Origin of the sequence: Streptomyces rapamycinicus NRRL 5491 (genome assembly GCF_024298965.1) — a bacterium.
In the GTDB taxonomy this organism is placed as follows: domain Bacteria; phylum Actinomycetota; class Actinomycetes; order Streptomycetales; family Streptomycetaceae; genus Streptomyces; species Streptomyces rapamycinicus.
Genome location: NZ_CP085193.1, coordinates 7,850,758 through 7,871,512 on the forward strand (window position 1 = coordinate 7,850,758; position 20,755 = coordinate 7,871,512).

18 protein-coding genes and 2 tRNA genes are annotated in these 20,755 nt (G+C 71.4%); 17 read left to right on the forward strand and 3 right to left on the reverse strand.

The annotated features are described in order from the left end of the window. Positions 1-61: 61 nt before the first annotated feature. Positions 62-2,149: a hypothetical protein gene (locus tag LIV37_RS32620; RefSeq protein WP_020871351.1), complete on the reverse strand. Its 2,088-nt coding sequence runs from the start codon at positions 2,147-2,149 to the stop codon at positions 62-64. 303 nt (positions 2,150-2,452) lie between these two features. On the opposite strand from LIV37_RS32620, the gene proB reads away from it, so the two are divergent. From proB to LIV37_RS32645, 5 genes are all read left to right on the forward strand, one after another. After that, complete coding sequence (gene proB / locus LIV37_RS32625) at positions 2,453-3,655, forward strand: glutamate 5-kinase (RefSeq protein WP_020871352.1); 1,203 nt, start codon at positions 2,453-2,455, stop codon at positions 3,653-3,655. A gap of 257 nt (positions 3,656-3,912) precedes the next feature. Next, positions 3,913-4,389 (forward strand): hypothetical protein, encoded by a 477-nt coding sequence (locus LIV37_RS32630; RefSeq protein ID WP_121824241.1) that lies wholly within the window; start codon positions 3,913-3,915, stop codon positions 4,387-4,389. Positions 4,390-4,479: 90 nt separating this feature from the next. Next, entirely contained in the window at positions 4,480-5,778 is a 1,299-nt protein-coding gene (locus LIV37_RS32635; protein ID WP_020871354.1) for a glutamate-5-semialdehyde dehydrogenase, read from the forward strand. A gap of 106 nt (positions 5,779-5,884) precedes the next feature. Further along, a complete protein-coding gene (locus LIV37_RS32640) occupies positions 5,885-6,511 on the forward strand; it encodes an SCO2584 family spore wall biosynthesis protein (RefSeq protein ID WP_243146125.1) in 627 nt (208 codons plus the stop codon). 116 nt (positions 6,512-6,627) lie between these two features. Beyond that, positions 6,628-7,710, forward strand: a complete 1,083-nt coding sequence (locus LIV37_RS32645; protein WP_121824240.1) for an SCO2583 family membrane protein — start codon at positions 6,628-6,630, stop codon at positions 7,708-7,710. Between the two features lie 18 nt (positions 7,711-7,728). Here the strand turns inward: LIV37_RS32645 and LIV37_RS32650 are convergent, their stop codons facing one another. Beyond that, positions 7,729-8,973, reverse strand: a complete 1,245-nt coding sequence (locus tag LIV37_RS32650; protein ID WP_020871357.1) for a M48 family metallopeptidase — start codon at positions 8,971-8,973, stop codon at positions 7,729-7,731. 104 nt (positions 8,974-9,077) lie between these two features. Here LIV37_RS32650 and LIV37_RS32655 point away from each other — a divergent pair, with 104 nt between their 5' ends. The 7 genes from LIV37_RS32655 (at position 9,078) to LIV37_RS32685 (ending at position 13,339) form a co-directional block, all read left to right on the forward strand. Further along, entirely contained in the window at positions 9,078-9,230 is a 153-nt protein-coding gene (locus LIV37_RS32655; RefSeq protein ID WP_044575378.1) for a hypothetical protein, read from the forward strand. A 139-nt stretch (positions 9,231-9,369) separates the two neighbouring features. Beyond that, positions 9,370-9,537, forward strand: coding sequence for a hypothetical protein (locus LIV37_RS32660; protein WP_020871359.1), 168 nt, complete (start codon positions 9,370-9,372; stop codon positions 9,535-9,537). A gap of 59 nt (positions 9,538-9,596) precedes the next feature. Then, entirely contained in the window at positions 9,597-10,208 is a 612-nt protein-coding gene (gene nadD / locus LIV37_RS32665; RefSeq protein ID WP_037945980.1) for a nicotinate-nucleotide adenylyltransferase, read from the forward strand. 10 nt (positions 10,209-10,218) lie between these two features. Beyond that, positions 10,219-12,000 (forward strand): LytR C-terminal domain-containing protein, encoded by a 1,782-nt coding sequence (locus LIV37_RS32670; RefSeq protein WP_020871361.1) that lies wholly within the window; start codon positions 10,219-10,221, stop codon positions 11,998-12,000. A gap of 103 nt (positions 12,001-12,103) precedes the next feature. Then, positions 12,104-12,544 (forward strand): ribosome silencing factor, encoded by a 441-nt coding sequence (rsfS, locus tag LIV37_RS32675; protein WP_020871362.1) that lies wholly within the window; start codon positions 12,104-12,106, stop codon positions 12,542-12,544. Next, complete coding sequence (locus LIV37_RS32680; RefSeq protein WP_121824239.1) at positions 12,541-13,194, forward strand: histidine phosphatase family protein; 654 nt, start codon at positions 12,541-12,543, stop codon at positions 13,192-13,194. The genes rsfS and LIV37_RS32680 overlap by 4 nt, the downstream gene beginning before the upstream one ends. Before the next feature lie 72 nt (positions 13,195-13,266). Continuing rightward, positions 13,267-13,339, forward strand: a tRNA-Ala gene (locus LIV37_RS32685). 22 nt (positions 13,340-13,361) lie between these two features. Here LIV37_RS32685 and LIV37_RS32690 read toward each other — a convergent pair. Next, positions 13,362-14,315: a helix-turn-helix transcriptional regulator gene (locus tag LIV37_RS32690; RefSeq protein ID WP_254807128.1), complete on the reverse strand. Its 954-nt coding sequence runs from the start codon at positions 14,313-14,315 to the stop codon at positions 13,362-13,364. Positions 14,316-14,498: 183 nt separating this feature from the next. Here LIV37_RS32690 and LIV37_RS32695 point away from each other — a divergent pair, with 183 nt between their 5' ends. The 5 genes from LIV37_RS32695 to LIV37_RS32715 all read left to right on the forward strand — a co-directional run bounded on the left by LIV37_RS32695 (position 14,499) and on the right by LIV37_RS32715 (position 20,752). Continuing rightward, positions 14,499-16,127 (forward strand): MFS transporter, encoded by a 1,629-nt coding sequence (locus LIV37_RS32695; protein WP_020871365.1) that lies wholly within the window; start codon positions 14,499-14,501, stop codon positions 16,125-16,127. 242 nt (positions 16,128-16,369) lie between these two features. Then, positions 16,370-16,603, forward strand: coding sequence for a hypothetical protein (locus LIV37_RS32700; RefSeq protein WP_020871366.1), 234 nt, complete (start codon positions 16,370-16,372; stop codon positions 16,601-16,603). Positions 16,604-16,704: 101 nt separating this feature from the next. Beyond that, positions 16,705-16,777: transfer RNA gene (locus LIV37_RS32705), tRNA-Ala, on the forward strand. A gap of 276 nt (positions 16,778-17,053) precedes the next feature. After that, a complete protein-coding gene (gene leuS / locus LIV37_RS32710; protein WP_020871367.1) occupies positions 17,054-19,930 on the forward strand; it encodes a leucine--tRNA ligase in 2,877 nt (958 codons plus the stop codon). Between the two features lie 135 nt (positions 19,931-20,065). Beyond that, positions 20,066-20,752, forward strand: a complete 687-nt coding sequence (locus LIV37_RS32715; protein ID WP_020871368.1) for a hypothetical protein — start codon at positions 20,066-20,068, stop codon at positions 20,750-20,752. Positions 20,753-20,755 lie beyond the last annotated feature (3 nt).

The following is a 20,755-nucleotide window of genomic DNA, read 5'->3' on the forward strand; positions in this document are numbered from 1 at the left end:
GAAATCTCCCGGGCCCTTCGTCATGCTCTCGGTGCCCGCCGTCGGCTCGGACCGCCGGACGTCAGACCGTCGCGGTCTCCTCCGGCTCCGCAGAGCCGGACTCCAGCTCCATCTCCTCCGCGGCGTCCCGGGCCTCGCGCTGCGAGGGGATCTCGTCGGTGAGCCGGGTGGCCATCCGGGCCCGGCGCTCGTCGGCCTTGCGGCACAGGTCCTGCGTGGCCTGGTCGAAGCGCACCAGCGACGGCGGGTCGGACGGGCCGAGCAGATGCACCTTCAGCTCGGCGCGGGCGCCCGCGAGGGTGTCCTTCTCGGGGTCGCGGACCGCTTCCAGCAGTCCGGTCATGCCCGCGGCTTCCGGCGTGAGGATCGTGGCGGCGCGCACGGTCGGGAAGCCCGCCCGGAACTCCTCCTCCGTCATCCCGCTGGTGTTCGCCACGGCGTACGGCTTCTCGCTCGTCAGGTAGTCCGAGACTACGCTGGAGACATCGCTGATCAGCACGTCGGCCTGGTTGAAGCAGGTGAAGATCGCCGGACGCGGACCGGTGATGATCTGGTGCTCCCAGACCGGCAGCGAGGCCCAGTAGGCGCTCTCCCAGGCGGCGGTGGCCGCGGCGACGGCCGCCGCGCGGTCGCCGTCCGGGGCCCCCTGGAGCTTCATGCGCTCGATCTCGTCCGCGCTGGCCCGGAAGGCGGTGCTGGTGAGCCGGTTGAGTTCATCGGCGCACCGGGCCAGCTCGGCGGCGGCCTCCGCGCCGGGGCGGTCGCCGGTGCGCTTGGTGTTCGCCTCGGCGATCATCGCCTTGACGCGTTCGTTGGCGCGGCCCGCGCGCGGGTCGACGGAGCCGGTCATCGGGTGCGGCTTGTACAGCAGGCGCACCTTGGGGTCGGCGAGCAACTCGCGGACGATGTTCTCACCGGCCAGGATCACCGAGGTGTTGCCGGGGTTCCCGTCCCAGCCCTCCCAGGTCGGCGCGTACAGCACCGTCGTCAACTCACCGGTGGGCACGCCCGCGTAGGGGCGGATGGGGGCCAGCTGCGGCCGGCCGACCTCCACGACGTCCTTGTCCTCGACGCCGATGTCGGCGAGCTGGTAGCGCTCGCGCGCCGCCGGGCCCGCGACCCACACCTCGTCGTACGCCTTGGCGTACGGGTTGCAGCTGGAGAGCTTGTCGCTCTCGCCGTGGTTGATGAACGCGTGCTTGATCGAGGGGATGCGCAGCACCTGCGAGGTCTTGCCGGAGTTCGCCGGGTGCAGCAGCACCTTGAGCGTCGAGTGCTCCAGCCGCATCAGATGCGCGACCTTGGGGAGGCAGACGATCGGCACGTCCGTAGCCTCCACCTTCTGCACCATGAACCGCTCACGGAGCACGATGATCGGCTTGCCGTCGAGCGCGGCGAGCGTGGAGAGCCACATGTTCGCCTGGTACGCCGAGGAGTTGCCGCCGGAGAAGTACATGCCCACGGTCGGCTGGTAGTCGGCCAGCCACTGGTCCAGCCAGCGCAGGGCCGTGGCCTCGTTCGCCACGCGCTTGCGCGGCAGCAGCCAGCTGGCCAGGTGGGCCGTGCCGCCGATGCCGATCAGCAGCGCGATCGTCAGGCCGGCGCCGCCCCAGACGGCGTCCTTGGTGGCGGCGGTGATCAGCAGACCGGCGGTGACCGGCGCGGCCAGCCGCAGCAGACGGCGCCCGTGCTGACGGGCGAACAGCCGCGGCGGGGCATCGTTCAGGCGCAGCGCGGACGCGTCGATGTTGCGCGTGACGAACGGCAGCTGCCGGGTCCGGCGGACCAGGATGGCCGCCGCCTGGCAGGCGAAGTGCACCAGGTAGAAGAGCAGCAGCCCCACGGTCAGGGGCGCCTGCTCGTGCAGGGGATTGATGCCCTCGATGCGCAGCAGCCCGACCATGATGAGCATGTCGCGGAACAGCTGGCGCACCGTGACGTCGAGGCGGATCTTCCCCAGCAGCGACAGCAGACCGGGCTGCTTGTGCTGCAGGAAGAGATCGAGCGCGAGACCGCACGCCGAGGAGGCGATGAAAAGCGGTACGTTCGGAAGCACGGCGCCGACGAGCTGTGTGGCGAAGAACACGAGCATCGCGAGCAGCGCCGTCAGCTGTACGACCCGGCGTGGGGCGATTCCGGCAGAGGGCACGGGGTGGGCTCCTGGCAGGAGGGCAACGGACTGGGGGGACCCCTGACCGTATGCCGACGCCCGGCCCGGTGACAATCCGCGCCGGTGCCAACCGGTCGCAATCGGTGTCAAAGGTCCCCCGAGAGGTGTCCGCGGGGCGCTCATGGCGGTGGGTGAGGCGGTGTGCGCGGGCGGTGTCCGGAGGCTGAAATGCCGAGGCGGGCGAGGACCGACTGTCGTAGATTGCCCCCTTGTCATGATGAGTGTGTAAGGCATGCGTTTCTTCGGGGCGTGTGACGGGCCGGGGACGAACGAGGGAGCGGCGTGGCGGAGCAGGACGGGTCGGCGGTACGGGACGAGGTGGCCGCCGCCCGCAGGATCGTGGTCAAGGTCGGCTCGTCCTCCCTCACCACCGCGGCGGGGGGCCTGGACGCGGACCGTGTGGACGCGCTGGTCGACGTGCTCGCCAAGGTGCTCGACGGCGACGGTAAGGGCGACGGCGGCAGGGACGGCGACGGTAAGGGCGGCGACAGTAAGGGCGGCACGAACGGCAAGGAGATAGTCCTCGTCTCCTCCGGTGCCATCGCCGCCGGGCTGGCGCCGCTGGGCCTGGACCGGCGCCCCCGCGACCTCGCCCGCCAGCAGGCGGCCGCGAGCGTCGGACAGGGGCTCCTGGTGGCCCGCTACACGGCCTCCTTCGCGCGCTACGGGCGCCGCGTCGGCCAGGTGCTGCTCACCACGGACGACACCAGCCGCCGCGCCCACTACCGCAACGCCACCCGCACCCTGGACCAGCTGCTGGCCATGGGCGCGCTGCCGATCGTCAACGAGAACGACACGGTGGCCACGGACGAGATCCGGTTCGGTGACAACGACCGGCTCGCGGCCCTGGTCGCCCATCTCGTCCGGGCGGATCTGCTGGTGCTGCTCTCCGATGTGGACGGCCTGTACGACGGGGACCCCAGGACCCCCGGTACCTCCCGGATCGGCGAGGTCCGGGGCCCTCGGGACCTGGACGGTGTCTCCATCGGCAGCGCGGGCCGCTCCGGGGTGGGCACCGGTGGCATGGTCACCAAGGTCGAGGCGGCCCGGATCGCCACCGCGGCCGGGGTCCCGGTGGTGCTCACCTCCGCCAGCCGGGCCGGGGACGCCCTGCTCGGCCGCCGTACGGGCACGTTCTTCCACCGCACCGGCCGCCGCTCGGCGAACCGGCTGCTCTGGCTCGCCCACGCCTCCGCGCCACGTGGCGCCCTCACCCTGGACGACGGCGCGGTACGGGCCGTCGTGGAGCGCCGCACCTCGCTGCTGCCCGCCGGGATCGCGGCCGTGGAGGGCGAATTCACCGCCGGTGACCCGGTCGAGCTGAGGGACACCGAGGGCCGCCCCGTGGCCCGTGGACTGGTCAACTTCGACGCCAAGGAGATCCCGCAGCTGATCGGCCGCTCGACCAGGGACCTGGCCCGCGAGCTCGGCCCGGCCTATGAACGCGAGGTGGTCCACCGCGACGACCTCGTCGTCCTGGACTGAGCCGCTCCGGCGGCACGGGCACCCTCGAGGCGACTCGGGGAGAACCGAGCCGCCGGAAAATAACCCCCCTCCGAAAAACCTCAAAAGCGCCCCGCGGGCGGGCGTGGGCTGGTCAACTTTGTTCAACGGGGTCGCGCGGGGCAGCGCGCCGGCTGTGGGAGACGCGGCGGAGTCCGAGCGGAAGGCCGCGGCCATGGCACCGTCATGAGATGCTCCGCCCGCGCGTGAGCGGAGCAGCGAGTTACAGGAGGCCGTCGGTGAGACGAGGGCGCCCGGGGGCGTCGCCCAGAGGGGCGGCGGAGCGCACCCTGACCAGTGTCGGAGCGGGCGACGCCGGGTCCGGCGACGCCGTGGCGCACGATGCCTTGGCGCGCGATGCCGGGCGTGGCGAGGCGTCCCGGCTGTGGCACATCACCCTCAGCGTCTCGGGGAGCGAGGCGCCGCTGCCGGAGGTCCGCAGGGCGCTCGAGCAGCTGGCCCATGACCATCCGTTCCTGCTGACCAGCCGCTATGCCAACGATCACGCCGAGATCCGCTACTGGGAAGAGGCCCGCGATCTGCATGACGCCGCGGCGGTCGCGCTGCGGCTGTGGGGCGAGCACCGGGCCTCGGCCAAGCTGCCGCCCTGGGAGATCGTGGGGCTCGAGGTCATCGACCGTGATACGTATCACCATCGGGTCGCGGAGGGATACGGACCGCCACCGGCCTCTCCGGTGGGCGTGCATCCGTTCTGAGGGCCTTGTGCGACGCCGAGATGTGAGAATGCCATCTCGAACTGCGGAATAGTGCGTGGATCTCCGCCCCCGGCTCAGTACGCTTCGGACATGACCAGCGCACCCACGTCGCCGCTCACCGACCCCTGGCCGAAGTCCCCGGTCCTCCAGGCCGCCTACCGGGCCCAGGTCGCGGCCGCCGATCTCGCGCCACTGCCGCGCGCCCTCAAGGACGACGCGCTGCTCGCGATGGCCGACGCCCTGGAGGTGCGCACCAAGGAGATCGTGGAGGCCAACGCGGCCGATGTGGAGCGGGCCCGCGAGGCCGGCACCAGCGACGCCATCGTGGACCGGCTGACGCTCACCCCCGAGCGGGTACGGGCCATCGCCTCCGATGTCCGCGACGTGATCGCGCTGCCCGACCCGGTCGGCGAGGTGGTGCGCGGCTCCACGCTGCCCAACGGGATCGACCTGCGCCAGGTGCGCGTTCCGCTCGGCGTCGTCGGGATCATCTACGAGGCCCGGCCGAATGTGACGGTGGACGCCACGGCGCTCTGCCTGAAGTCGGGCAACGCGGTGCTGCTGCGTGGCTCCTCATCGGCGTCCCACTCCAACGCCGCGCTGGTGAAGGTCCTGCGCGACGCCGTAGGCGGGGCGGGGCTGCCCGCGGACGCGGTGCAGCTGGTGCCGGGCGAGAGCCGCGAGTCGGTGCGCGAGCTGATGCGCGCCCGCGGCCTGGTGGACGTGCTGATCCCGCGCGGCGGCGCGTCCCTCATCCGTACCGTCGTCGAGGAGTCCACGGTCCCGGTCATCGAGACCGGCACCGGCAACTGCCATGTGTACGTGGACGCCGACGCCGACCTCGACATGGCGGTCGAGATCCTGGTGAACTCCAAGGCCCAGCGGCCGAGCGTGTGCAACGCGGCGGAGACGCTGCTGGTGCACCAGGACATCGCCGCCCGGTTCCTGCCCCGCGCCCTGGACGCGCTGGCCGAGGCCGGGGTCACGGTCCACGCGGACGAGCGGGTCATGGCGCTCGCGGAGGGCTCAAAGGCCACGATGGTCCCGGCGGTGGTCGACGACTGGGAGACCGAGTACCTCTCGTACGACATCGCGGCGGGCGTCGTGGACTCCCTGGAGGCCGCGGTGAGCCACATCCGCCTGTGGTCCTCCGGGCACACCGAGGCCATCGTCACGACGTCCCAGCAGGCCGCCCGCCGCTTCACCCAGCTCGTGGACTCCACCACGGTCGCCGTGAACGTCTCCACGCGGTTCACCGACGGCGGGCAGTTCGGCTTCGGCGCCGAGATCGGCATCTCCACCCAGAAGCTGCACGCCCGGGGGCCCATGGCGCTGCCCGAGCTGACCTCGACGAAGTACATCGTCACCGGCGACGGCCACACCCGCTGAGTCACCCGTTCGGGGGATAGTCGATTTCCGGCACCGCTGGGGTGGATCTTCCCCCGAATACCATTTCACCCTGCCCAAATTGACCCGTCCGGTCTACTCTGAATGGGTGCCGGACGACGTGGGGGGCAAGCCGTTCCCGGACGGCGACGAGCCCGACGACCGCAGCCACGGCGAGACGAACGACGAGTTCGCCGCCGTGGTATTCGACGAGGACTTCGTACGGTCGGCCCCGATCCATGAGCCCACCGCCATCGAGCGGATGCTGGCCGCCGCCGAGGCCCGTGCCGAGGCCGAGGCGTCCCGGCGCCGCAGGGCCGGTGTCCCGCCCGAGGACGAGCTCTTCGAGGACGGGTACGGGGCGGAGGCCGACTTCTACGGCGCGGACGACCGCGACGGACGCTTCGGCCCCGGGCGGGACGGGGACGACGCGTACGGCCCTTACGGGCGCTACGGCAGCGCGGGGCGTCCTTACCGCGGCCATGCCCGCTGGCACCGCCCGGTGGCCTGGCTGCTGGCCGTCCTGATGGGCATCGGGGTGGTCGCCCTGGCCTTCACGGCGGTCTACCGGGGCGCCTCGGGCAACCGCCAGGACCCCGCCCCGCCGCCCGCCACCAGCGGTGTCGACGGCTCGCCCGCGGGGCAGCCGCGCCTGGAGCCCTCGGGGTCGGAGTCGGCCCCGGAGCCGACCGGGGCCAAGGGCCCGACCGCCTCCGCCGTGCCGCCGTCGCGGTGACGTCCTCGCAGCTCGCTAGCATGTCGCGGCCTATGGGGCGTTTCCTCCGCACTCGCCTCCCAAGTTGTGGAGTACCACCGCGTTTACCGTCGCCCCCGGCGACCTACTCTTGAGATATGACCGGGCGTGGAGACCCTCCCGAGGGGACACCCGAGGGCGTCCCGGGAGGTGGTGAGGACGAGTACCGCTCCGTCGTGTTCGACGAGTCGTTCGTCCGTGCTGCCCGGCTCCAGGAGTTCTCCGCCGACGAGCGCATGGGCGAGCACGCACGGGCGGTGCGCAGCCGGCACGCCTGGGCCAGGGCCGGGGCGTCGCGCCAGGCCGTCGCGCTCGTCCTGCTGATCGCCATCGCCTTCGCGGCCGCCGTCTACATGGGGGTGCGCCACCCGTACCAGACGCCGCAGCCGCAGACCGTGGAGCCACTGCACAGCAGCGTGGTGCCGCTCGCGCCGCGCGGTGAGGTGCCCGGAGGGCCGCCGGACCGGCTGTTCCGCAACAGCCCGGCCGCCGAGTTCCGCACCGGTGCCGAAGGGGTCACCGTGCCCGGCGCCCGCCGCACCCAGAGCTTCTCCGAGAGCCAGGTGATGACGGCGCTCACCACCGCCAAGGACTACCTGGTCAGATCCGCCATCGACCCGGGTGTGCTCACCGGCGGCCCGGTGCAGGCCGTAAGGCTGCTGCTGGATCCCGCCCAGCAGACCCAGTTCGACCAGAGCATCGAACATCCGGTCGACGACGGACGGCATGCGGCCACCGGCTGGCTGAACCGCTTCAACCCGGCCGAGGTGACCCTGGCCGACACTCCGGTGCGGGTCCGCGGCACCCTTACGGTCATCGAGCGCAGCGCCGCGACCCTGGAGGTCGCCGCCGATCACGTCTTCGTCTACGCGCTCCAGCCGGCCCATGAGCGCGGACCGGACCATGCCTCGCTGTTCACCGTGCGCCGTGAGACGCGGTTCCGCTTCGACCGGGACGATCTGCGCGACCACCATCTGGAGCTGGTGCAGAGCACCGTGCTGGCGGGTCCGCAGGCCTGCGCCGCGAACGCCTCCGGCTATCTGCGGCCGATGCTCGCCGGTCAGAGCGCCAAGGGCGACGCCCCGACGGGCACCGACCCGTACACCACGGGCCGGACCACGGTGTCGCTGTGCGGCGTCATGGCCCCCGGGACCCAGCCCGCCGTCGACGGGCGGTCCTGAGGGCCGTCAGGGGCCGGCTCAGCGCCGCGGCGGGGTGTCCCCGGCCCCGTCGTTGCCCGGTCGCTCCTCAGGCCCGTCTCCGGGTCGCTGGTCCTCGGTCGCGTCCTGAGCCCCGCCCTGAGCCCCGTCCTCAGCCCCGCCCCGGGGCTCGTCACGGGGCTCCTCCCGGGGCGGCGTGCCCTCCTCGGCGGTCTCACCGTGCTTGCCCGCGCCACCGGTGAACCGGTCGCGCAGCTTGCTGCCCAGGTCCCCGGCGCCCCCCGCCACGTCCCTGACGAAGGCGAACAGCGGGTCCTTGCTGTTGCGGACCGACTCCGCGTAGTGGCTCGCGGACTCCCGGAACGAGTCGCTGACCGAGGTGTCCCGGTCCTCGTCGCGGCGCGGGTAGTGGCCGTCCATGAGCCGCTGGTAATCGCGGGTCGCGGCCCACTTCTTGAGCTCGGCGGCGCGCACGGTGGTGAACGGATGGCTGCGCGGCAGCATGTTCATGATCTTGAGGACGGAGTCCCGCAGATCGCCGCTCGACTCGTACTCCTCCGCCTGCTCCAGGAAGGCGTCCACGTTCATCTCATGGAGGTGATGGCCGCCCGCGAGCTTCATCAGCCCGCGCATCGAGGCCCGCAGATCCTGCCCCACCAGCAGCCCTGCCCGGTCCGCCGACAGCTCCGACTTGCGGAACCACTCGCGCAGCGCCGTGACCAGCGCCAGCACCGCCACATTGCCGAGCGGAATCCAGGCGACCTTCATGGCGAGGCTGGTGAGGAAGAGCAGTATCGTCCGGTAGACCGAGTGCCCCGACAGCGCATGGCCCACCTCATGGCCGATGACCGCCCGCATCTCCTCCTCGTCGAGCAGCTCGACCAGACCGGTGGAGACCACGATGATCGGCGCGTCCATGCCGATGCACATCGCGGTCGGCTGCGGGTTCTGGGTGACGTACATGGCCGGGACCCGCTCCAGGTCCAGGATGTAGCAGGCGTCCCGCAGCATGTCGTGGAGATGGGTGAACTGCCGCTCGCTGACCCGCACCGAGTCGGAGAGGTAGAGCAGCCGCAGGCTTCGCTCGGGCAGCAGACCGCTCATCGCCTTGAAGACGGTGTCGAAGCCGGTCAGCTTGCGCAGCGCGACCAGCGCGGAGCGGTCCGCCGGATGTTCGTACGCCCGTGAGGAGATCCCGGGGAACCGCCGCCGTTCCCGGCCGGGCACATGCTCCCGGGCGTCTCCCGTCCCGTTTCCACCACCGGTCTCGTGGCTGTCGCTCATGTCGCCCCCTCGTTGATTGCCCGCTCGACGGGGCGCCCGGTCCGGGCCCCTCGTCCGGCGGCCCCCAGCCTAGGCCCTGAGCGCCTGGGGGTTAGCGTGGAGACATGCCCGAAATGACTGGCCTCACCGAAGCCCTCGCCGCCACCTCCCACAGCAACGACGGCCCGGGAGCGCTGCTGCGCATCGTCATCGTGGTCGGCGTGGTGGGCGCCGCCCTGCTCGCCTGGTTCCTGCTGCGCGGTTACAAGCAGGACTGAGCGGATACAAGGCGGATACGAGCAGGACTGATGACGAGCGGGGCTGCCACCAGCAGGACGGACATCGGGACCGAAAACCGCCTCGCATACGATGTGGCCGACGTGTTGTGACGCCTAGACCCGGATAGGTACTGCCGCGATGACCGCTTTCAGCACCGCACATGCCGCCCTGACCACGCTCGCGTCCGAGGGCGGTGAGCACGCCGACACCCACCCGAGCATCAGCCCCTTCATGACCGGCGGTGCGGCCCTGGTGATCCTCTTCCTGCTGCTGTGGATCACCACGCGCTTCAACCGGGACCGCTGACCTGGGCGATTGCCCCTATGGGCCCCGGCTCCGGGCCGGGCCCAGTAGGGTCTGCACGCATGGAAGAGCAGAAAGGGTCCGGCAAGCGGCGACTGGGTGTGATGGGCGGGACGTTCGACCCGATCCACCACGGCCACCTGGTCGCGGCGAGCGAGGTGGCCTCGCAGTTCCACCTCGACGAGGTGGTGTTCGTGCCGACCGGGCAGCCTTGGCAGAAGAGTCACAAGAAGGTCTCCCCGGCCGAGGACCGCTATCTGATGACGGTCATCGCGACCGCCTCGAACCCGCAGTTCTCGGTCAGCCGTATCGACATCGACCGCGGCGGGCCCACGTACACCACCGACACGCTCCGGGAGCTGCGCGCGCTCAACGGTGACGCCGATCTGTTCTTCATCACCGGGGCCGACGCACTCAACCAGATCCTCACCTGGCGCGACGCCGAAGAGCTCTTCTCGCTGGCCCACTTCATCGGGGTGACCAGACCCGGGCACATACTGGCCGACCCGGGGCTGCCGGAGGGCGGGGTGTCGCTGGTGGAGGTCCCGGCTTTGGCGATCTCGTCATCGGACTGCCGGGCGCGGGTCGCTCATGGCGACCCCGTCTGGTACCTGGTGCCGGACGGCGTGGTGCGCTACATCGACAAGCGCGAGCTGTACCGGCACGACTGCTGAAGGGGTACCGGTGAACGACCGGCAGGATCCGTACGACCCGTACGCACAGGACCCGTATGGCCAGGAGCCGCAGATCTACGGCTATGACGCCTATGGGCGTCCGGTTTACCAGCCGCAGGCGGAACAGCAGCAGAGTTACGACCCGTACGCGCAGCAGCAGGCGCAGTACGGGGAGCGGCAACAGCAGCAGCACGACGGGTACGGGTACGACCCTTACGGCCGGCCGCAGCACCAGCAGCAGTCCCAGACGCAGAACTACGACCCGTACGTTCAGCAGCGACAACAGCAGCAGTACCAGCAACAGCAGTACCAACAGCAGCCACCGCAGGGTTACGGCTACGGCTACCCGGAGGCAGCCGCCGCCCCGACCGTCCCCCCGCAGCGCGAGGAGCCCGGCCCGGAGCCGAACCCCTACGAGGAGCTGAGCCCGGAGCAGCTGCGCCCCGGGACCGAGCCGCCTCCGTCCGGGGAGCCCCGGTCCGCCGGGCCCCGGTCCGCGGAGCGGAAGCGCCCCGGGGGCGCCGATCGGGAGGAGTACCACACCGAGCAGTTCTCCTTCGTCGAGGAGCAGGACGAGGAATCCGACGACGTCATCGACTGGCTGAAGTTCGCCGAGACCCGTTCCGAGCGCCGTGACGAACGCCGCCGCAAGGGCCGCAACCGGCTCGTCGCGCTCGTCGTGGTCCTGGTCCTCGCCGCGGCGGGCGGGGTCGGTTACCTCTGGTACGAGGGCAAGCTCCCGGGGCTGTCCGACGACGCCCAGGACCAGGCGGCCGCGGGCGGGCCGCAGAAGCGCGATGTGATCGTCGTCCATCTGCGCGAGACCAAGGGCGGCCGCACCTCCACGGCCCTGCTGGTGGACAACGAGACCACCAAGAAGGGCACCACCGTCCTGCTGCCGAACTCGCTGGCCGTCTCCACCGAGGACGGCGCCTCCACCACGCTCGGCAAGTCCGTGACCGACGAGGGCTCGGACTCCACCCGGGACTCGCTGAGCACCCTGCTGGGGTCGAAGATCCAGGGCACCTGGCGGCTGGACACGCCCTATCTGGAGAACCTGGTAGAGCTGGTCGGCGGGATCAGCATCGACACCGACGCGACCGTCCCCAGCCCCCAGAAGGGCGAGGACCCCCTGGTCAAGCGGGGCAAGGACCAGATCGTGAGCGGCCAGGCGGCCGTGGCGTACGCCACCTACCGCGCGCCCGGCGAGGCACAGTCCAAGCAGCTCGCGCGGTTCGGGCAGGTCATGCACGCGGCCCTGAAGAAGCTCTCCAGCGACGAGAAGGGCGCCACCAGCACCGTGGAGTCGCTGGCCCAGATCCCCGACCCGTCGCTGTCCGAGCAGCAGCTGGGCGCGTCGCTGGCGAAGCTGGCCGAGCAGGCCAAGAGCGGTGCGTACGACACCGCGATGCTGCCGGTCCAGCCGGACGGGACGCTCAGCAGCCAGGCGACCGACCATGTGGTCAAGGACATCCTGGGCGGCACGGTCAAGAACTCCGACAAGAGCACCGCGCCCCGGGTCAGCGTGACCAACGCCGGAGGCCCCAAGGACGCGTCGAGCGCCGCGCGGGTGGCACTGGTCAACGGCGGCTTCACGGTCGTCACGGCCACGGAGGGCGGCGACGCGCAGTCGGCCTCCCGGGTGACCTACGCGGACAACGCCCAAGCGGGGCAGGCCAAGGAGGTCGCCAAGACGCTCGGGCTGCCGGAATCGGCGGTGCGGAAGGGCAAGGGCGCGGCCAACGCGGACATCACGGTCCTCCTCGGCCCGGACTACGACGCCACGGGCTGAGGCGGCCGGACGGCCCGGACTACGGCCGCCCGGCGTGACGGTGGGCCGTGAGACCCTGGGGGGAGCCAGACCTTCGAGGTACCACCGACCGAAAGCCTTGCCTGTGACCGCCACGGACCGCTCCCTCGAGCTCATCAACGCCGCCGCCCAGGCGGCCGCCGACAAGCTCGCGCACGACATCATCGCGTACGACGTCAGCGATGTGCTCTCCATCACCGACGCCTTCCTGCTGGCCTCGGCGCCCAACGACCGCCAGGTCAAGTCGATCGTCGACGAGATCGAGGAGCGGCTGAACAAGGACCTGGGTGCCAAGCCGGTGCGTCGCGAGGGCGACCGAGAGGCCCGCTGGGTGCTGCTGGACTACGTGGACATCGTGGTGCACGTCCAGCACAGCGAGGAGCGGGTGTTCTACGCCCTGGAGCGGCTCTGGAAGGACTGCCCGCAGCTGGAGCTCCCGGCCGACGCCGAGGCCACCCGCGGCAAGGCGCAGGAGTACGCGCAGGCGCAAGGCCCGGACGGCGGCGCGGGCGGTGAGCTGAGCTGAACGGCATCCAAGGCGCCCGTGGCCGCCGCATCGTCCTGTGGCGCCACGGCCAGACGGCCTGGAACATAGAACGCCGCTTCCAGGGCTCCCTGGACATCGAGCTGACCGACACCGGTGTCGCGCAGGCGCACCGCGCGGCCCGGCTGCTCGCCGCCTTGAAGCCGGACGCGATCATCGCCTCCGATCTGAAGCGGGCGGCGGCCACGGCCGCCGAGCTGTCCGCCGTCACGGGTCTGTCGATCGCGCATGACGCGGGCCTGCGGGAGACCTACGCGGGCAAGTGGCAGGGGCTGACCCACGAGGAGATCATCGGGCGCTTCGGCGAGGAGTACGCGGCGTGGAAGCGCGGGGAGCCGATCCGGCGCGGCGGCGGTGAGCTGGAGACCGAGGTCGCCGACCGGGCGGCGCCGGTGGTGCTCGAGAGCGCCGACAAGCTGCCGGACGACGGCACGCTCGTGGTGGTCAGCCACGGCGGCACGATCCGCACCACCATCGGCCGGCTGCTCGGCCTGGAGCCCCGCACCTGGGAGGCGCTGGGCGGCCTGTCCAACTGCTGCTGGTCCGTTCTGGGCGAGGGTGCGCGGGGCTGGCGGCTCCTGGAGCACAACGCCGGGTCGCTGCCCGAGCCGGTGCTCGGCGACGACGACTGAGCGGATTTCCTTTCCCGGCAGGTCACCGGCTATGCTCCTTCTCGTTCGAAGCGCTCCGGCGCGGAGAAGAGCGGGGCTATAGCTCAGTTGGTAGAGCGCCTGCATGGCATGCAGGAGGTCAGGAGTTCAATTCTCCTTAGCTCCACAGGACCAGGATCCCGTCTCCCTCACAGGGAGGCGGGATCGCTGCTTTCCGCGCCGCTTCCGGCCCGGGTCTCCGCCGCGGCTCTCTCCTCCCGCAGTACGGAGAGCGGCTTGGCGTGCATCGTGCAGCCGATCAGCGGGTCGTGGAGGAGGCGCACCCGCCGCGCATGGTCGCGGCTCTCCTCGTCGCAGGGCGTGTAGACCACGACCCGGGTCTCCGGCACCCCGCTGACCCACATCGAGGTCGAGGTCAGCCGGATCTCGCCGACCGAGGCGTGCTGCACCACCTTGATCCGGGAGCCCGGCGGGGCCACGTCCCCGCTCTGCCACAGCCGGGCGAAGTCGTCGCTGGCCTCCAGCAGCCGGGCGATGAAGTCCTCCCAGGCGGGCTCGCCCACATGGCGTCCGTACCCGCCGCGCAGCGTGGCCACCAGGAGCGGCAGCTCCTCCTCGAGGTTCACATAGGGGGCACAGCAGCGGCGGGCCACGAACAGCTGCCACAGGGCGTTCCGCTCGGAGACGGCGGAGAGCAGCATCTCCGGGAACAGGCCGCCGTACGCGGCATTGGCGGCCAGGACGTCGTAGCGGGCGTTGTAGACCACCGCCGGGAGCGGGTCGAGCGCGTCGATGATGCCCTGCACCTCCGGGCTCACGCTGCGTGGATCGCGCTCCCGGCCGGGCACATACGGCACCTCGGCCAGGTGGTAGAGGTGCTCGCGCTCGGTCTGGTCCAGCCGCAGGGTGCGCGCGACCGCGTCCAGCACCTGCACGCTGGCGTTGATCGGGCGGCCCTGCTCCAGCCACGTGTACCAGGTGATGCCGACACCGGTCAGCTGGGCGACCTCCTCGCGGCGCAGTCCGGGGGTGCGGCGCCGCACCCCGGGCGCCATGCCCACGTCGGCGGGGGTCACCCGGGCACGGCGGCTGCGCAGGAAGGCGGCCAGTTCGGGCCTTCTGCGCCGAGTGTTCGCGGTCATCGTCGCTCTCCCCATCCCCCGTGCCGCCGGGCGGCACGGTCGGTCCCCCGTCGAGCCGTACGGTTCCCCCGACGAGCCGTACGGACCCATGCTCCCGGGGGCGGCGGGCGGCTGCCAGGTGCTGCCACTACCAGCATCGGCGGGCTCTCGTTACCGGTATCCGCCCGGCCACAGGCTCGACCCATGAGACACACCACCCCGACCACCCTTCCTCCGACGGGGGACCCCGGTGGATCCAGTAAAGGCGAGACCACTGACAACCGGGCCGATGGCAGCCCGGCCGCCGACCACCGGGCCGCGCGGCGCCCCGCCTCCGGACGCCCTGACTCCCGGCGCTCTCCGCGCCCCGGCTGGCTGCTCGCGATCGTCCTCACCGGCCAGCTCATGGCCGTCCTCGACGTCTTCATCGTCAATATCGCCGCCCCGACCGTCCGCGCCGATCTGCACGCCTCCGGCGCCGGGCTGCAACTCGTCATCGCGGGCTACACCGTCTCCTACGCCGTGCTGCTGATCACCGGCGCGCGGCTGGGCGCCCTGATCGGCCACCGGCGGATGTTCCTGACCGGGCTCGCGGTCTTCACCGGCGCGTCGCTCGCCTGCGGGCTCGCCGCCACCACCGGACAGCTGATCGCCTTCCGGTTCGTCCAGGGCGCGGGTGCCGCGCTGATGCTGCCGCAGGTGCTGAGCCTGATCCAGCGGACGTTCACGGGCGGTTCGCGGGCACGGGCGCTGGGCGCGTACTCCGCGGTGCTGGCCTCCGGTGCCGCCGGCGGGCAGATCCTGGGCGGGCTGCTGGTCGAGGCCGATCTGCTCGGCTCCGGCTGGCGGCCGGTCTTCCTGGTGAACGTGCCGATCGGGCTCGCGCTGCTGGCCCTCGGCCCTCGGCTGCTGCACGACCCGGCCGATCCGCCGCGTCCCGCCGATCCGCCGCGTCCCGCCGAGGCCTCGCGCCCGGACGACGCGCCGCGCCCTCGCGGGGAGCGCGCGGCCGTCCGCCGGAGCGGCCTGGACCTGCCCGGTCTGGTGCTGCTCGCGGCCGCCGTGCTGCTGTTCACCGTGCCGCTGGTGCTCGGCCAGGAGCGGGGCTGGCCGCTCTGGTGCTGGATCACGCTCGGCCTGAGCGCGGTCCTGGTGGCGCTCTTCGCCGCGTACGAGACCCGGCTGGCCCGGCGCGGCGGCGCGCCGCTGATCTCCCCCAGGGTGGCGCGGGCGCCGGGGATACCGCTCGCGGTGATCCGTATCGCACTGGGGATGGCGGCCAACGCGGGGTTCCTGTTCGCCCTCACCCTGCATGTGCAGGGCGGACTCGGCTACGGCCCGCTGCGGGCGGGGCTGACATTCGTCCCCACGGCGGTCGCGTTCGGCGTCGTGGGCCTCAACTGGCAGCGGCTGCCCGCCCGCTGGCACGCCGCCACCGTCCCGGGCGGATTCCTCCTGGCGGCCGTCTCGTTCGCGGGGGCGGGGCTGGCCCTGCGCGACGGCACGGACGGCGGCCCATGGCTACTCGTCGCCCTTACGGCCTCCGGCGCGGGGCTCTCGCTGGCATACAGCCCCCTGCTCACGCGGACGTTGGCGACCGTAAGGCAGCAGGACGCGGCGGACGCCAGCGGGGTGCTGGTGACAGCGGCTCAACTCGGCCTGCTCACCGGCGTCGCGGTCTTCGGGGCGGTGTTCCTGGGCGCCGCGGACGGTACGGTGCCCAGTGCGGGTGCCTCCGCGGACGCCCTGTGGGTGACCTGCGTCGCCTTGGCCGGGGCCGCGCTGTGCGGAGCGCTGATGAGTCTGGTGAGACGAGTGGGGCATCTCCGCTGACCTGCGCGTCGTCCCGTGGCAGAATCGGACGGCCGGAGGGGGATGGGGCCGACACGTCCGATGGGGAGGGCAGGTGGGATGCGGACCAGCATCCTCGATGCGATCGAGGACCCGTCCCGCAGGGCACGAGCGGGCATCGTGTGCCCGTCCTGCGGCTCCGGACACGTGGCACAGGTCCTCGGTGACAACGGCGGTGTTTCCTACGTGTGTACGGCCTGCGGCCATAGCTGGAGCTGAGTGAGATGGGAGCCCACAGCCGGAAGTGCGACTGGTGCGGCACCGGTACACCGATCGTCCGCGACATGGAGCCGCTCAACTCCGACTACCAGTACTGGTGCGCGGAGTGCGCACAGGCGCTGATCATCAGGGGCGATCCCATCGAGACCTACCGCGAGCTGGAAGGGGAGCCGATCTACGGCCGGCTCCTCGACGAGCACTGCACGCTGAAGCGCTTCTATTCGTTCGCGACGGCGTAACGGGGATCTGCTCCGGCCTCCGGCCAATCGATTTGGCGGAAGGCCGGGGCGTCCGTGTAATGTAGGCGTCGCCGCCGGGGAAGCCGGGCGGAGCGAGACCTGGGGCTATAGCTCAGTTGGTAGAGCGCCTGCATGGCATGCAGGAGGTCAGGAGTTCAATTCTCCTTAGCTCCACATCAAGGAGGCGGGGCGTCCGTAAGGGCGGCCCGCCTTTGTGACGCGTGACGACGGTCACCACCTCCGTGCGGCCCGTCTGCGCCCTGCGGTAACCTGGCTCCATGCGTGCCGTACGCCTTCTGCTTAGCGGGCCGCGCTGATCAGTACCGACCGAGTACAGCTCCGGTCGGTATCAGCGCGGCGTCCCCTCCTGTGCGAGGGGTCTTTTTGTTTCGGAAGCAGGGATCCGCTGCGTTGCCGCAGGCAGAGACGACCGATGGAGCTTTGAGGACCATGAGCGAGACCAATGCCGCGGCCGAGGTGGCCGCGCCGCACCGCTACACGGCCGCCCTGGCCGCTGACGTCGAGGCCCGCTGGCAGGACTTCTGGGACGCGCACGGCACGTATGAGGCGCCCAACCCGAGCGGTGACCTGGCCGGCGACGCCGAGGCCGTCGCCCGGCCCAAGAAGTTCGTCATGGACATGTTCCCGTATCCCTCGGGTGCGGGACTGCACGTGGGCCATCCGCTGGGCTACATCGCCACCGATGTGTTCGCCCGCTACCACCGCATGACGGGCCACAACGTCCTGCACACCCTGGGCTTCGACGCCTTCGGCCTGCCCGCCGAGCAGTACGCGGTGCAGACCGGCACCCACCCGCGGGTCAGCACCGAGGCCAACATCGAGAACATGCGGCGGCAGCTGCGCCGGCTGGGCCTGGGCCACGACAATCGCCGCTCGTTCGCGACGATCGACCCGGACTACTACAAGTGGACCCAGTGGATCTTCCTGCAGATCTTCAACTCCTGGTACGACCCGGAGGCGAAGACGGCGCGCCCCATCGACACCCTGGTCCAGCGGTTCGCCTCCGGTGAGCGCACCACCCCCGACGGCCGTCCCTGGGCCGAGCTGACCGAGTCCGAGCGCGCCGACATCCTGGGCGACTACCGGCTGGCCTACGCCTCGGACGCGCCCGTCAACTGGTGCCCCGGTCTGGGCACCGTGCTGGCCAACGAGGAGGTCACCGCGGACGGCCGCTCCGAGCGCGGCAACTTCCCGGTCTTCAAGGCCAAGCTGCGCCAGTGGAACATGCGCATCACCGCCTACGCCGACCGGCTGCTGGACGACCTGGACGAGCTGGACTGGCCCGAGGCCATCAAGCTGCAGCAGCGCAACTGGATCGGCCGCAGCGAGGGCGCCCGGGTCGACTTCCCGGTGGCCGAGCACCCCGATGCCAAGATCACGATCTTCACCACCCGCCAGGACACCCTGTTCGGCGCCACCTACATGGTCCTGGCGCCCGAGCACGGCCTGGTGGACGAGATCGTCCCGGCCGCCTGGCCCGAGGGCACCCACGACGTCTGGACCGGCGGCCACGCCACCCCGGTCCAGGCCGTCGACGCCTACCGCAAGCAGGCCGCGGCCAAGTCCGACGTCGAGCGGCAGGCCGAGGTCAAGGAGAAGACCGGCGTCTTCACCGGCGCGTACGCCGTCAACCCGGTAAGCGGCGACCGGGTGCCGGTCTTCATCGCCGACTACGTCCTGATGGGCTACGGCACCGGCGCGATCATGGCCGTCCCGGCCCACGACGGCCGTGACTTCGCCTTCGCCCGAGCCTTCGAGCTGCCCATGCGCTGCGTCGTCGAGCCCTCGGACGATCGCGGCACCGACCCGTCCACCTGGGACGACGCGTTCGGCTCGTACGATGCCAAGATCGTCAACTCGGCGGGGGACGGCATCTCCCTGGACGGCCTGGGCGTCACCGAGGCCAAGGCCCGGATCACCGAGTGGCTGGAGGCCCGCTCCATCGGCGAGGGCACCGTCAACTACCGGCTGCGCGACTGGCTGTTCAGCCGGCAGCGCTACTGGGGCGAGCCCTTCCCGATCGTCTACGACGAGGAGGGCGTGGCCCACCCGCTGCCCGAGTCGATGCTGCCCCTGGAACTGCCCGAGGTCGAGGACTACTCGCCGCGCACCTTCGACCCGGACGACTCCGACACCTCCCCGGAGACCCCGCTGTCCCGGAACGAGGCCTGGGTCAACGTGGTGCTGGACCTGGGCGACGGGCGCGGGCCGCGGCCGTTCCGCCGCGAGACCAACACCATGCCCAACTGGGCCGGCTCCTGCTGGTACGAGCTGCGCTACCTGGACCCGCACAACAGCGAGCGGCTGGTCGACCCCGACGCCGAGCGCTACTGGATGGGGCCGCGCGAGGGGCAGCCGCACGGCGGTGTCGACCTGTACGTCGGCGGCGCCGAGCACGCGGTGCTGCATCTGCTGTACGCGCGGTTCTGGTCCAAGGTGCTGTTCGACCTGGGGCACGTCTCCTCGGTCGAGCCGTTCCACAAGCTGTACAACCAGGGCATGATCCAGGCGTATGTCTACCGGGACAGCCGCGGTATCGCCGTCCCGGCCGCCGAGGTCGAGGAGCGGGACGGCGCCTACTGGTACAACGGCGAGAAGGTCACCCGGCTGCTGGGCAAGATGGGCAAGTCCCTGAAGAACGCCGTCACGCCGGACGAGATCTGCGCCGAGTACGGGGCCGACACGCTGCGGCTGTACGAGATGGCCATGGGCCCGCTGGACGTCTCGCGGCCCTGGGACCCCCGCGCCGTCGTCGGTCAGTACCGGCTGCTGCAGCGGCTGTGGCGCAATGTCGTCGACGAGGGCACCGGAGAGGTCACCGTCGTCGACACCGAGCCCGACGAGGCGACGCTGCGCGCCCTGCACAAGGCGATCGACGGCGTCCGGCAGGACATGGAGGGCCTGCGCTTCAACACCGCCATCGCCAAGATCACCGAGCTGAACAACCACGTCACCAAGGTCCGCGAGGTGCCCCGCTCGGTGGCCGAGGGCCTGGTTCTGCTGATCGCGCCGCTGGCCCCGCATGTCGCGGAGGAGCTGTGGCGTCGGCTGGGCCACTCCGGGTCGGTCGTCCACGAGTCCTTCCCGGTCGCCGATCCGGAGTACGTCGTGGACGAGACCGTCACCTGTGTGGTGCAGGTCAAGGGCAAGGTCAAGGCCCGGCTGGAGGTCGCGCCCTCGGTCTCGGACGAGGAACTGGAGGCGCTGGCGGTGGGTGACCCGGCGGTCGTGGCGGCGCTGAACGGGGCCGGCATCCGTAAGGTCATCGTGCGCGCGCCGAAGCTGGTGAACATCGTTCCGGCCTGATCGGCTTCTCACTCGCGGGCGGGTTTTCACGTGTGGGCGGGTTGGGGGTTCGTCAGGAACCTCTGACCCGCGCGGCGCGTTTACGCTGAGAGGACGACCGCCACCGTGCCGTGACCGCCGCCCCAAGGAGCGCACATGGAAGCCATCTGGATCCTGTTGACGCTTTTCGTCCTGATCATGCTGGCGGGGGTCTATGGGGTCGTCCGCGGGGTCAGGGCGGCCAAGCGCGGTATCGACCGTACGGTGCACCACGCCCGTGTCACGGTGGAGGAGACCAGACTCCGGGCCCGGCAGCTCGCCCAGCCCGGCGCGGCCGGTGAGCTCGCCCAGCTGCGGCTCTCCCTGCGCGGCTCGATGCGCGCCACCGGGCAGGCGCTGCAGGCGGCCGCCCCGCAAGACCGCTCCCTGTCGGAGTCGTTGGCCCTGTTCCAGCGGCTGAGCACCCATGCGCTGGACCTGGAAGCGGAACTGAAGCGGCTGGAGCAGGAGCCCGACAGGGCCAGGCTTGCCGCCCTGCTGCCCGAGATGCGGGAGCGTACGCAGCGGATCACCCATTCGGCCGACTCGCTGCGCTGGGCGGTGCAGGAGCGGACGCATCGGATGGCGCACGACGATCTGGACTCGCTGGGCCGCGAGATCGAGATGGAGGCGGGGGCGCTGCGGCACTGGACGGCGGTGGAGCCCGACGAGCCGCAGGCGGCGCCCGAGGCGGGGCAGGAGCCGGAGCCGCCCCGGCCGTCGCTCGGGGCGAGGCCGAATACGGAGCCCCAGGCGTGGCAGAAGCCCTGGCAGCAGTCCCCGCGTCCCGAGAACACGGCCTGAGAA

What these genes read in the sequence shown, in the direction of transcription:
- LIV37_RS32715 (WP_020871368.1), top strand. Translation starts at nt 20,066, where the DNA reads ATGGAAGCCATCTGGATCCTGTTGACGCTTTTCGTCCTGATCATGCTG.
- LIV37_RS32645 (WP_121824240.1), top strand. Translation starts at nt 6,628, where the DNA reads ATGACCGGGCGTGGAGACCCTCCCGAGGGGACACCCGAGGGCGTCCCG.
- LIV37_RS32690 (WP_254807128.1), bottom strand. Translation starts at nt 14,315, where the DNA reads ATGACCGCGAACACTCGGCGCAGAAGGCCCGAACTGGCCGCCTTCCTG.
- LIV37_RS32660 (WP_020871359.1), top strand. Translation starts at nt 9,370, where the DNA reads ATGACCGCTTTCAGCACCGCACATGCCGCCCTGACCACGCTCGCGTCC.
- LIV37_RS32655 (WP_044575378.1), top strand. Translation starts at nt 9,078, where the DNA reads ATGCCCGAAATGACTGGCCTCACCGAAGCCCTCGCCGCCACCTCCCAC.
- nadD (WP_037945980.1), top strand. Translation starts at nt 9,597, where the DNA reads ATGGAAGAGCAGAAAGGGTCCGGCAAGCGGCGACTGGGTGTGATGGGC.
- leuS (WP_020871367.1), top strand. Translation starts at nt 17,054, where the DNA reads ATGAGCGAGACCAATGCCGCGGCCGAGGTGGCCGCGCCGCACCGCTAC.
- LIV37_RS32635 (WP_020871354.1), top strand. Translation starts at nt 4,480, where the DNA reads ATGACCAGCGCACCCACGTCGCCGCTCACCGACCCCTGGCCGAAGTCC.
- LIV37_RS32650 (WP_020871357.1), bottom strand. Translation starts at nt 8,973, where the DNA reads ATGAGCGACAGCCACGAGACCGGTGGTGGAAACGGGACGGGAGACGCC.
- LIV37_RS32700 (WP_020871366.1), top strand. Translation starts at nt 16,370, where the DNA reads ATGGGAGCCCACAGCCGGAAGTGCGACTGGTGCGGCACCGGTACACCG.
- LIV37_RS32695 (WP_020871365.1), top strand. Translation starts at nt 14,499, where the DNA reads ATGAGACACACCACCCCGACCACCCTTCCTCCGACGGGGGACCCCGGT.